General features: G+C 73.5%; 9 protein-coding genes and 1 pseudogene. 4 read left to right on the forward strand and 6 right to left on the reverse strand.

The genetic code is table 11. From position 1 onward, the window contains the following. Positions 1-303, reverse strand: a 303-nt coding sequence (locus tag ADL08_RS05810; protein WP_234352011.1) for a DUF998 domain-containing protein, incomplete at its 3' end; no start/stop codon positions are given. A gap of 135 nt (positions 304-438) precedes the next feature. On the opposite strand from ADL08_RS05810, the gene ADL08_RS05815 reads away from it, so the two are divergent. Continuing rightward, on the forward strand, positions 439-2,202 hold the full coding sequence (locus ADL08_RS05815; RefSeq protein WP_199836958.1) for an NAD+ synthase: 1,764 nt from the start codon (positions 439-441) through the stop codon (positions 2,200-2,202). On the opposite strand, the gene ADL08_RS05820 is transcribed toward ADL08_RS05815, so the two are convergent. The 4 genes from ADL08_RS05820 to ADL08_RS05835 all read right to left on the reverse strand — a co-directional run bounded on the left by ADL08_RS05820 (position 2,168) and on the right by ADL08_RS05835 (position 7,387). Continuing rightward, positions 2,168-3,439, reverse strand: a complete 1,272-nt coding sequence (locus ADL08_RS05820) for an MFS transporter (RefSeq protein ID WP_053640968.1) — start codon at positions 3,437-3,439, stop codon at positions 2,168-2,170. The two genes, ADL08_RS05815 and ADL08_RS05820, sit on opposite strands and share 35 nt — an antisense overlap. A 139-nt stretch (positions 3,440-3,578) precedes the next feature. Continuing rightward, positions 3,579-4,601: an endonuclease/exonuclease/phosphatase family protein gene (locus tag ADL08_RS05825; RefSeq protein WP_053640969.1), complete on the reverse strand. Its 1,023-nt coding sequence runs from the start codon at positions 4,599-4,601 to the stop codon at positions 3,579-3,581. Positions 4,602-4,790: 189 nt separating this feature from the next. Beyond that, positions 4,791-5,402 (reverse strand): TetR/AcrR family transcriptional regulator, encoded by a 612-nt coding sequence (locus ADL08_RS05830; RefSeq protein WP_053640975.1) that lies wholly within the window; start codon positions 5,400-5,402, stop codon positions 4,791-4,793. 275 nt (positions 5,403-5,677) lie between these two features. Next, entirely contained in the window at positions 5,678-7,387 is a 1,710-nt protein-coding gene (locus tag ADL08_RS05835; RefSeq protein WP_053640970.1) for an MFS transporter, read from the reverse strand. Positions 7,388-7,732: 345 nt separating this feature from the next. Between ADL08_RS05835 and panB the strand changes: the two genes are divergently transcribed. The 3 genes from panB to ADL08_RS05850 all read left to right on the forward strand — a co-directional run bounded on the left by panB (position 7,733) and on the right by ADL08_RS05850 (position 10,607). After that, complete coding sequence (panB, locus tag ADL08_RS05840) at positions 7,733-8,605, forward strand: 3-methyl-2-oxobutanoate hydroxymethyltransferase (protein ID WP_053640971.1); 873 nt, start codon at positions 7,733-7,735, stop codon at positions 8,603-8,605. A gap of 143 nt (positions 8,606-8,748) precedes the next feature. Continuing rightward, positions 8,749-9,741, forward strand: a complete 993-nt coding sequence (locus tag ADL08_RS05845) for an ATP-binding cassette domain-containing protein (protein WP_053640972.1) — start codon at positions 8,749-8,751, stop codon at positions 9,739-9,741. Then, a complete protein-coding gene (locus ADL08_RS05850; protein WP_053640973.1) occupies positions 9,738-10,607 on the forward strand; it encodes an ABC transporter permease in 870 nt (289 codons plus the stop codon). Before ADL08_RS05845 ends, ADL08_RS05850 begins: the two co-directional genes overlap by 4 nt. Before the next feature lie 23 nt (positions 10,608-10,630). On the opposite strand, the pseudogene ADL08_RS05855 reads toward ADL08_RS05850, so the two are convergent. Continuing rightward, positions 10,631-12,138 (reverse strand): annotated as a pseudogene (locus ADL08_RS05855) (AfsR family transcriptional regulator); the annotation flags it as partial.

Genomic DNA, 12,138 nt, shown 5'->3' on the forward strand with positions numbered 1-12,138 from the left:
CCCCCGGGCCCTTTTCCCCCCCCGCCCCCCGGCCCCCCCCCCGCGGGCCCCCCGGGCCCCGCCGCGCCTCCCCCGCTCCCCCGCCAGGCCCGTGAGCGCCCCGGCCAGGACCAGGAGGCCGGCCGTGAGGTCGGTGGCGCGGAAGAGGCCGCCGAGGGGCTGGTCGGCGGCGGCCAGTTCGGAGACGTAGGTCCGGACCGGGTCGAGGCCGGTCCGGACGAGGACTTCGAGGACCCAGGCGGTGTACGCGAGCGCACCGAGGGCCAACAGGGCAGCGGCCGTGCGCGCGACACTCCTGGACATATCGGTTCGAACGCCGGGGCGCGGCCGGAGGTTCCCGGCGGCGGGCCCGAACGGGACGGGTGGGGCGGGTGGGGCGGGGCCCGGAGTACCCCGTACCCCAGGACATAGCGTCGGTCTGACGATTACACTGGGCGGGTGCCTCAACTACGCCTCGCCCTGAATCAGATCGACTCGACCGTCGGAGACATCGCCGGGAACGCCGAGGCGATCGTGCACTGGACCCGGCACGCCGCCGGGCAGGGCGCGCATCTCGTCGCGTTCCCCGAGATGGCGCTGACCGGATATCCCGTCGAGGACCTCGCGCTGCGCTCCTCCTTCGTGGAGGCGTCCCGGACGGCGCTGCGCGGGCTCGCCCGGCGCCTCGCCGAGGAGGGGTTCGGGGAGGTCCCGGTGGTCGTCGGCTACCTGGACCGCTCGGAGCGGGCGGAGCCCCGGCTCGGCCGGCCGGCCGGGTCGCCGGAGAACGCCGCCGCCGTCCTGTACGGCGGCGAGGTGGCGCTGCGGTTCGCCAAGCACCACCTGCCCAACTACGGCGTCTTCGACGAGTACCGCTACTTCGTCCGGGGCGACACCCTGCCCGTCGTCCGGGTCCACGGCGTGGACGTGGCCCTGGCGATCTGCGAGGACCTCTGGCAGGACGGCGGCCGGGTCCCGGCGGCGCGCGCCGCGCGGGCCGGGCTGCTCCTGTCGGTGAACGCCTCGCCGTACGAGCGGGACAAGGACGACACGCGCCTCGAACTGGTCCGGGCGCGGGCCCGGGAGGCCGGGTGCGTCACCGCGTACCTGGCGACGACCGGCGGCCAGGACGAGCTGGTCTTCGACGGCGACTCGATCGTGGTGGACGCGGAGGGCGAAGTCGTCGCGCGGGCCCCGCAGTTCGTCGAGGGCAGTGTGGTCCTGGACCTGGAGCTGCCCGCGTACGCCCCGGACGCCCCGGAGGGGCCCGTGGGGGACGACGGGCTGCGGATCGACCGGGTGGTGCTCTCCGAGAAGCCGCTGCCCGCCTACGAGCCGGAGCTGACGGGCGGTTACGCGCACCGGCTCGACGACGACGAGGAGGTGTACTCGGCGCTCGTCATCGGTCTGCGCGCCTATCTCGCGAAGAACGGTTTCCGCTCGGTCCTGGTCGGCCTGTCCGGCGGCATCGACTCCTCGCTCGTCGCGGCGATCGCCTGCGACGCGCTCGGCGCGGAGAACGTGTACGGGGTGTCGATGCCGTCGAAGTACTCCTCCGGGCACTCGCGCGGCGACGCGGCCGAGCTGGCCCGCAGGACCGGGCTGAACCACCGCACGGTGTCGATCGAGCCGATGTTCGACGCGTACATGGGGGCGCTCGGCCTCACCGGGCTCGCGGAGGAGAATCTTCAGGCCCGGCTGCGCGGCACCGCCCTGATGGCGCTCTCCAACCAGGAGGGGCACCTGGTCCTCGCACCGGGCAACAAGTCCGAACTGGCGGTGGGGTACTCGACGCTGTACGGCGACGCGGTCGGCGCCTTCGGGCCGATCAAGGACGTGTACAAGTCGGACGTCTTCCGGCTGGCGCGCTGGCGGAACCGGGCGGCCGAGGAGCGCGGCCAGACCCCGCCGATCCCGGAGAACTCGATCGCCAAGCCGCCCAGCGCCGAGCTGCGCCCGGGACAGGTCGACACGGACTCGCTGCCGGACTACGAGGTCCTGGACGGCATCCTCGCGCTGTACGTGGACCGGGACCGGGGGCGGGACGAGATCGTGGCCGCCGGGTACGACGAGGAGCTGGTGACGCGGACGCTGCGGATGGTGGACGCGGCGGAGTACAAGCGGCGCCAGTACCCGCCGGGCACCAAGATCTCGGCGAAGGGCTTCGGCAAGGACCGGCGGCTGCCGATCACGAACCGCTGGCGGGAGTCCCCGGCCGGCTGACCTCCGGCTCGGCGTCCGCTCCGGCGTTCTTTCCGGTGCCCTTCTCCGTGCCCTTGAGGGGGCTTCCCGCGACCACGCGGGAGGCTCCCTCCGGCGTGCGGCGGTCGAGCAGGCCCGCCACCGCCGCGACCGCCAGGCCGACAGCGGTGAGGCCCGCGCCGACCACGGCCGGGGAGGTCCAGCCCCAGCCGGCGGCGACGGCCGCGCCGCCCGCCCAGGCGCCGCCCGCGTTGGCGAGGTTGAAGGCCGAGTGGTTGGAGGCGGAGGCGAGGGTGGGGGCGTCCTCGGCCTTGTTCATGACCAGCATCTGGAGCGGGGTGGTGGTCATGAAGCCGACCGCGCCGAGGACGACGACCGTGACCAGGGCCAGCCAGGGCACGTGGACGGTGAAGCGGAAGGCGACCAGGGCGAGGGCGAGGGCGGCGAGCGAGCCGTACAGGGTGGGGCGCAGCGCCCGGTCGGTCAGCGGTCCGGCGGCGAGCGCGCCGCCGGTCATCCCGAGGCCGAAGAGGGCGAGGACGAGCGTGACGGTGGAGTCGCCGAAGCCCATCACCTCGGTGGTCATCGAGGCGAGGTACGAGTACACGGCGAAGACGCCCGCGAAGCCGAAGACGGCGGTGAGCAGGCCGAGCAGCACCTGCGGGCGGCCGAGGGCGCGCACCTCGCGGCCCAGGCCCTGGCGTCCGTCGGCGGGGATCGGCGGGACCAGGCGGGCGAGCGCGGCCATGGCGAGCAGGCCGATCGCGGAGACCACGAGGAAGGTGGCCCGCCAGCCGAGGTGCTGGCCGAGGAGGGTCGCGGCCGGTACGCCGAGGATGTTGGCGACGGTGAGGCCGAGGAACATGGTGGCCACCGCCCGCGCCTGCCGTCCCTCGCGGACGAGCCGGGCGGCGACGACCGCGCCGAGACCGAAGAACGCGCCGTGCGGGAGGCCGGCGAGGACCCGGCCCGCGACGAGCCAGCCGAAGCCGGGGGCGAGCGCGGAGGCGAGGTTGCCGACCGTGAAGAGCGCCATGAGCAGCAGCAGCATCCGCTTGCGGGGGACGCGGGAGCCGAGGGCGGTGAGCAGCGGGGCGCCGACGACGACCCCGATCGCGTACGCCGAGACGAGGTGCCCGGCGGTGGGGACGGAGGTGCCGAGGTCCTCGGCGACCTGGGGCAGGAGGCCCATCATCACGAATTCGGTGGTGCCTATGCCGAAGGCGGAGACGGCCAGGGCGAACAGCGCCAGGGGCATGGGGGGAGGGCCTTCCGGAAGCGGGGGGAACGCGGAGGGGAACGAGGATTAGTTCTCCGTCTGAACAAATTGTCTCAGGCGACGTGTTCCCGGTGGCTTCCGGAGGGTGAAGGGGAGGTTTCCGTACGGGACGAGGGGCTCAGAGCTTCACGCGGGCCGCGACCGGGAGGTGGTCGCTCCGCGTGGCGGGCAGCGTCCAGGAGGAGACGGGCTCGACGTTCTTCACCATGATCTGGTCGATGCGGGCCATCGGGAACGAGGCCGGCCAGCTGAACCCGAAGCCGTCGCCGGCCGCGCCCTGGGTGGAGCGCAGCTGCGAGGTGACGGCGTTGAGGGCGCGGTCGTTCATGGTGCCGTTGAGGTCGCCGAGGAGGACGATCCGCTCGTGCGGGTCGCGGGAGATGGCCTCGCCGAGCGCGTCGGCGCTGTTGTCGCGCTGGTTGGCGGTGAAGCCGGCGTTCATCCTGACCCGCACGGAGGGCAGGTGGGCGACGTACACGGCCACCTCGCCCCGCGGGGTCACGACGGAGGCGCGCATGGCGCGGGTCCAGCCCATGTGGATGTCGACGGGCTGCGCCGCCCGCAGCGGGAACCTGCTCCAGAGGCCGACGGTGCCCTGCACGGAGTGGTACGGGTAGGCCTCGGCGAGGCCCTCCTCGTAGACCGGGACCATGTCGCCCTTGAGCTCCTCCAGGGCGAGCACGTCGACGCCGGAGGCGGCGAGCTGCCGGGCGGCGCCCTCGGGGTCCGGGTTCTCGGCGTTCACGTTGTGGGTGGCGACGGTCAGGTCGCCGCCGGCGGCCGACTTGTCGGCGACGAGCCCGCCGAAGAGGTTGAGCCACACCACGGCCGGCAGCAGCAGGGCGATCACCGCGGTGGCGGACCGGCGCAGCAGGGCGAGGACGAGCAGGAGCGGCACGAAGAGGCCGAACCAGGGCAGGAAGGTCTCCGTGAGGCTGCCCAGGTTGCCGATCCGGTTGGGGACGTCGGCGTGGAGGACCATCAGGAGGGTGAGCGCGACGGCGGCCAGGGCGATCAGGATGCCCCGGCGCCAGATCCCCCGGTCGCGGCGGAGCCGGTCGAGGGCGGTCCGGAACCGGGAACGGGGGCGCTCGCCGTTCGCGTCGCCGTATCCGGTCCCCGTCATGTCCACCCGCGTCATCGCTGCCCTCACTGCCTTGCCGCCGTGCCGTCTCGCCTGTCCGCCGTGCCCCGACCTCGACACTAGGCGATGAGGGGACGGCCGTACTCCCCCAGGGACGACACCGCACGCGTGGCGGGTTCCTCCGGGGGCGCGGAGGCGGGGCGGCTGTGACAGAACGCTCACATTCGGGCCGGTCCGCACCCTGTGTCAGGTACGGGGGCCCAGACCGTCCAGGAGGGTGTCGACGACCCGCTCGGCGAGGCCGGGATCCAGGTCGGAGGAGCCCGGGCGGACGACGGTGCGCAGCAGCAGGGGGCCGACGAGGAGGTCGTTGACGAACTCGACGTCGAGGTCGGCGCGGATCTCGCCCCGCGCCATGCCGCGCCGCACCACGTCCAGGCCGAGGCGGCGGCGCGGTTCGATGACGGTGAGCTGGTAGGCGTCCCACAGCTTGGGATAGAGCTGCATCTGCGAGAAGACGGTGTGGAGCAGGGCGGAGGACCGCTTGGCGAGGCCGCGCTGCCGCAGCGCCTCCAGGAGCGCCACGAGGTCGTCCCGGACCGAGGTGCCGGGCAGCACCGGGTCCGGGGGCTCCAGAGAGCGCAGGAGGTCGACGAAGAGGTCCTCCTTGCCGGACCAGCGGCGGTAGATGGTGGCCTTGCCGACCCCGGCGGTGCGGGCGATCCGCTCGACGGACAGCTCGGTCAGCGGCACCCCGTCGTCCAGGAGCCCCCCGACCGCCTCGAAGATCGCCTGCTCGACGGCCTCGGACCGGGGACGGCCCCGGCGGGGGGCGGAGGCGGGGGTGGGGACGGGGATGGTGGGGCTCCCGGGGCCCGGGGGCGTCGCACCGGGGCCCGGGGATGCCGCCCCGGACTTCGGAGGTGCCGCACCGGGGCCCCGGGATGTCGCACCGCGCTCCGGAGGTGCCGCACCGGCCCCCGGGGGTGTCGAGCGGGCCCCCGGCGGTGTCGTCCCGGCGCCCGGCTCCCCGTCCCCGGGGCCGTCGGGGCCGTCCCCGTCGGCGTGGGGGGCCGGGGTCTCGCCGTTCTGGAGCGACACGTGCGTTCCGCCTCTCGTCCGGGGGCTGCGGGCTACCGTCGGGCCGATTCTCCCGCCCCGGCGCCGGGTGCCGGTACCGAGGACCGGGGGGTGTCGCCTCGGGGGCGGCCGGCGGGCGCCGTGAGGGCGGGGTCGGGCGCGCCGGCGCCCGCGCCCGCCTGCGGCGCGTCCGGGCCCGCCGGGGTGCGGCCCGGCAGGAACGCGGCGACGACCACCGCGCCGGCCAGGGCGATCGCGGCCGAGGCGATCGCCGTGACGTGCATGGCGTCCAGGAAGGCCTGGTACGCGGGGGCGACCAGGTCCCGGCCCGCCGGGCCGAGCTTCTCCGCGACCGCGAGCGTGGCCTCGACGGACTCGCCCGCCGTGGCCCGCAGCGCCGCCGGCACCCCGTCCAGGTGCCCCTCGATCCCGCCCCGGTACACGGAGGAGAGGACCGAGCCGAGGACGGCCACGCCGAGCGCGCCGCCGACCTGCCGGAAGGTGTTGTTGATCGCCGAGCCGGAGCCCGCCTTCTCGCGGGGCAGCGCCTGCATGATCGCGACCGTGACCGGCGGCATGATGTGCGCCATGCCCGCGCCCTGGAGGAAGAAGACGACTTCGAGGACCCAGACCGGGGTCGAGGCGTCGAAGAGGGCGAAGGCGGCGAGGCCGAGGGCGACGAGCAGCATGCCGGCGGCGCACACGACCCGGGCGCCGAAGCGCTCGACGACGAGCCGGGCCCGGGGCGCGAACGCCATCTGCGCGACGGCCAGCGGCAGCAGGAGCAGGCCCGACTGCAGGGCGCTGTAGCCGCGCACGCTCTGGAGGTAGAAGGCCGAGAAGAAGGTCACGCCCATGAGGGCGAAGAAGACGAGCGCGATCGCGGCGACGGCGGCCGAGAACGCGGGCTTCTTGAAGTACGACATGTCGATGGCCGGGTGGTCGCTGCGCCGCTCGTGCAGGACGAAGCCGACGAGGACCGCGAGGCCGCCGAGGACCGGGGCGAGGACGGTGACGTCGGTGAAGTCGGCCAGCTCGCCGCCGCGGATGATCCCGTACACGAGGAGGACGAGGCCGACGACGGAGAGCAGGACGCCGGGCACGTCGACGCGGCCGGGCCTGGGGTCCCGGGAGTCGGGCACGAGCCGGACCATCAGGACGAGGGCGAGGAGTACGACGGGCACGTTGACGAGGAAGATCGATCCCCACCAGAAGTGTTCGAGCAGGAGGCCGCCGGTGATGGGGCCGATCGCGATGGCGAGGCCGACGCCGCCGGCCCAGATGCCGATGGCCTTGGGCTGCTCGTCGCGCTCGAAGACGTTCATGAGGACGGCGAGGGTCGCGGGCATCACGAAGGCGGCGCCGAAGCCCATGACGGCCCGGAAGGCGATCAGCTCGCCCGGGGAGCCGGAGAAGGCGGCGAGGGCGGAGCCGATGCCGAAGACGGTGATGCCGAAGAGCAGCACCTTCTTGCGGCCGAGGCGGTCGCCGAGCAGGCCGGAGGTGAAGAGGAGCCCGGCGAAGACGAGCGTGTAGGAGTTGATGGCCCACTCCAGCTCGCCCTGGGTGGCGCCGATGCCGGTGGGGGCGGGGGCGGCGATCGTCCTGACCGCCACGTTCAGGATCGAGTTGTCGAGGACGACGATCAGCAGGCTGAGCATCAGGACGCCGAGGATCGCCCAGCGTCGCCGGTGGACGGCCTCGGGGACGCGGGGCCCGGCGGGTACGGCGGGTGCGGTGGGTGCGGTGGACGGCTGTGACATACCGACCAGCGTAGGCCCATTTCGATACGAGACCGTCTCGTATCGAAAAACCTGGAAGAGTCTTTGCACGGGCCGCGTCACGGGCCGCGTCGCGGGCCGCGTCGCGGGCCGCGTCACGGGCCGCGTCACGGGCCGCGTCACGGGCCGCGTCGCGGGCCGCGTCACGGGCCGCGTCACGCGCCTCGTCGCGGGCCCCGTCGCACTCCCCCGGCGCTTCACACATTGCGGGGGTGTGAACAGCGCCACTCCGGCCCACTTTCCCGTCCGCCCGCCGAAGTGCCACCATGGATGTGGTCCGGGGACGCCGTGAGGGCGCCTCGAGATGACAACAAGGAGCCGTTCACCATGACGCTTCAGGCTGCCCAGAAGCCGCCCGCCGGAAGGGGCGACAGCGACAAGTCGCTCTACGGGGGGAAGGGCACCCGCCGCATCACCGTCCACGACATCGCCGCCGCCAAGGCCCGCGGCGAGAAGTGGCCCATGCTCACCGCCTACGACGCGATGACCGCCTCCGTCTTCGACGAGGCCGGGATCCCCGTCATCCTCGTCGGCGACTCGATGGGCAACTGTCACCTCGGCTACGACACCACCGTGCCCGTCACGATGGACGAGATGACCCTGCTCTCCGCCGCCGTCGTGCGCGGGACCAAGCGGGCCCTCGTCGTCGGCGACCTCCCCTTCGGCTCGTACCAGGAGGGGCCCGTCCAGGCCCTGCGCAACGCCACCCGGCTCGTCAAGGACGCCGGCGTCGGCGCGATCAAGCTGGAGGGCGGCGAGCGCTCGCTGCCGCAGACCGAGCTGCTCGTCCAGGCCGGCATCCCCGTCATGTCCCACCTGGGCCTGACCCCGCAGTCCGTCAACACCATGGGCTACCGGGTGCAGGGCCGCTCCGACGAGGCCGCGCACCGGCTGCTCCGTGACGCCAAGGCCGCGCAGGACGCGGGCGCGTTCGCGGTCGTCCTGGAGCTCGTGCCGGCCGAGCTGGCCGCCGAGGTCACCCGCTCGCTGCACATCCCGACCATCGGCATCGGCGCCGGCGCCGGGACCGACGCCCAGGTCCTCGTCTGGACCGACATGGCCGGTCTGACCGGCGGCAAGGTGCCGCGCTTCACCAAGCAGTACGCCAACCTCCGCGAGACGCTCGGCGACGCCGCGCGCGCCTTCGCCGAGGACGTCTCCGGCGGGGCGTTCCCCGCCGAGGAGCACACCTTCCACTGATCCCGGAAGGCCCTCGTCAAGGGCCCCGGGAAAGGCCCCGAGAAGCCACTGCGGCACCTCCGACAGCCCGCCGACATCCCCCATCGGCGGGCTGTCGGCCGTCTGTCGGGGCGTTGTCGGTGGCGGCTGGTCTAGTGGGGGCCATGACGCGATCACACACCAACGCCGTCGAGGTACGGGGCCTCGTGAAGCACTTCGGCGAGACGAAGGCCCTCGACGGGGTCGACCTGGACGTCCGGGAGGGCACGGTCCTCGGGGTCCTCGGTCCCAACGGCGCCGGGAAGACCACCCTCGTCCGCTGTCTGTCCACCCTGATCGTCCCGGACGCCGGGACCGCCACCGTCGCCGGTTACGACGTGGTGCGCCAGCCCCGGCAGCTGCGCCGCACCATCGGCCTCACCGGCCAGTACGCCTCGGTCGACGAGAAGCTGTCCGGCTGGGAGAACCTCTACATGATCGGGCGGCTGCTCGACCTCTCCCGCAAGGACTCCCGGACCCGCGCCGACGAGCTCCTGGAGCGCTTCTCGCTCACCGAGGCCGCCAAGCGGCCCGCGATGAACTACTCGGGCGGCATGCGCCGGCGGCTCGACCTGGCCGCCTCGATGATCGGGAACCCGGCCGTCCTCTACCTGGACGAGCCGACGACCGGACTCGACCCCCGCACCCGCAACGAGGTCTGGGACGAGGTCAAGCGGATGGTCTCCGAGGGCGCCACCGTCCTGCTCACCACCCAGTACATGGAGGAGGCGGAGCAGCTCGCGAGCGAGCTGACCGTCATCGACCGCGGCAAGGTCATCGCCAACGGCAAGGTCGACGACCTCAAGGCCCGGGTCGGCGGCCGCACCCTGAAGGTGCGCCCGGTGGACCCGGCCGACCTGCCCGCCATGGCCGCCGCGCTCCGCGAGACCGGTCTCGACGGCGTCGCCGGCGCGACCGTCGTCCCCGACGAGGGCGCGCTGTACGTGCCGATCCTCGCCGACGAGCAGCTGACCGCCGTCGTGGCCCTGCTGGGCGCGCGCGGCTTCGGCATCGCCCACATCGGCACCCACCTGCCCAGCCTGGACGAGGTGTTCCTGGCGATCACCGGCCAGAAGACGACCGTGTCCGACGCGCTTCCCGAGGAGGTCGCCGCATGAGCACCGCCACCACGACCACACCGCTCTCCAAGACCCCCGCGAACGCCCCGGACGAGGGCACGGGCCCGGCGCGGGCGCTGCCCGGCGAGGGCCGGATCGGCCTGCGGGCCAACCTGCGCCACATCGGCGCCCTGGCCCGGCGCAACGCCCTCCAGATCAAGCAGGACCCGGAGTCGATGTTCGACGCCGTCCTGATGCCGATCATCTTCATCCTGCTGTTCGTGTACGTCTTCGGCGGCGCGATCGCCGGCAAGGGCAACAACGACGCGTACGTGAACTACGTGACGCCCGGCCTGATGGCGATGATGGGCATGAACATCGCCATGGCCGTCGGAACCGGCATGAACGAGGACTTCAAGAAGGGGGTCATGGACCGGTTCCGGACGATGCCGATCGCCCGGTCCTCCGTCCTGATCGCCAAGATCGTCGTCGAGGTCGGCCGGATGCTGATCGCCACCGCGATCCTGCTCGGCATGGGCTTCCTGCTCGGCATGGAGATCAAGACCTCGGTCCTCGACCTCTTCGCCGCGATCGGCCTGTCGGTGGTCTTCGGCGCCTCGCTGATGTGGATCTTCATCCTGCTCGGCCTCACCATGAAGACGAGCCAGGCGGTCCAGGGCGTCGCGATGCTGGTCCTGATGCCGCTCCAGTTCGGCTCCTCGATCTTCGCCCCGCCGACCTCGATGCCCGGCTGGCTGGAGACCTTCACCGACTACAACCCGCTCTCCAACCTCGCCGACGCCGCGCGCAACCTCGTCAACGGCGGTCCGGTCGCCCACTCGGTGTGGATGACCCTCGGCTGGTCGGTGCTGATCACGGTCGTCACGGCGCCGATCGCGGTCGCCAAGTTCCGCAAGAAGACCTGAGTCGCGGGACACCCCCAGGGGGTTCAGGACTCGGCGCGCTCTCTGATCGCGTCGGCGGCGCGACCGAGCAGGGCGGCGGCCTCTTCCAGCGAGAGGCCGCCGCCCTCGGCGCGTGCCGCCCCGAACTCCGCGTCGCCGAGCACGGACCGGGCGAGCGCGGTGGCCCGCTCCAGCTGTTCCCGTTCGGTCGGCGGCGGCAGGTGCTCCGCCGGGAGCAGTCCGTCCCTGGCCCCGAGCAGGACCGCGCCGGTCCGCGCCTCCGGTCCGCCGAGTCCGGCCAGCGCCCAGGCGGCGATGATCAGGTGCATCGCCGGCATCTGCGGGCCGATCATCATGGACAGCGGGCCGAGGGAGCTCTCGTACGCCTCCCTGGCGAGGGCGAGTCCGGAGTCGTACCGCCCGTCCAGGACGTCCAGCCAGCCGAGGACGCCGAGGGTGAAGCCCTTGAAGAGGGCGAGGGTGTCCGAGTCGAACTCCCCGAGGAGCGCGTGGAGGTGCTCGCGGGCCTCGTCGGTGCGTCCCGCGCGGCCGAGCGCCACGCCGAGGAACATGCGGGCGCCGACGCGGGGTTCGTGGCCCAGGCCGTGGTCGTCGGCCAGGATCTCGCGCAGGATCGCCTCGCCCTCGGCGGGCCGTCCGGACTCGATGAGCGTGCCGGCGTACCGGGCCCGCAGGAGCAGCACCTGCGCCTGGGCGCCGATCCGTTCGGCGTGGCCGATGGCGGCGGTGAAGTCCGCGGCCGCCCCCTCGAAGTCGAGGAGCCGCTCCTTGGCCTCCGCGCGGGAGGAGAGCGCCTCGGCCGCGCCCCAGGCGTCGCCGAACCGTTCGAAGATCTCCAGGCTCTCGTCGGCGTCGGCGATCGCCGCGGCGGCCCGGTCGCCCCGGTTGGCGAGCATGTTGGCGCGCAGCTGGAGGATGTTGGCGAGGTCCCAGTCGTAGCCGTGGCGGCGGCAGGCGTCGACGGTGGTGTCGAGCCGCTCGCCGAGCCGGCCGGCCTCCCCGATCAGGAGGACCGCGAAGACGGCGAAGGAGCCGGGCAGCCGGCAGGACTGGGGCAGGCCGGGTTCGTAGTCGGCGGTCATCTCGCGCAGCCGCCGCACCCCCTCGGGGGTGGTCCAGCGGCCGGTGTCGTGGCTCATGTTGATCAGTTCGACGAGCCGCACCCCGCGCCGGGCCTCCCGGCGCTGCTCCTCGGAGAGCGGCGGCGGCGCGGCCGTGCACGGCTCGTACAGGGGGACGACGGGGGCGGCGGGCGCCGCGAACGGGTCGGGTCCGAGCGCGGCGGCGGCCGCGGCCCAGTACAGGGCGTCGGTGCGCAGGTCGCGCAGCTGCCAGTACCAGAGCAGGGAGTGGACGAGGACGAGCGCCTCGTCCTCGTCGCGGGCGTCGACGGCCCGGCGCAGGGCGGTGCGGAGGTTGCCGTACTCGGTTCCGAAGCGGGCGATGGCGGCGACCTGCCCCGGCCCCCGCAGCTCCGGATCGGTCCGGCGCGCCAGCTCCCGGTAGTACGCCAGGTGCCGCCGCTCCACCT

This window comes from Streptomyces sp. NRRL F-6492 (assembly GCF_001280125.1).
GTDB lineage: Bacteria > Actinomycetota > Actinomycetes > Streptomycetales > Streptomycetaceae > Streptomyces.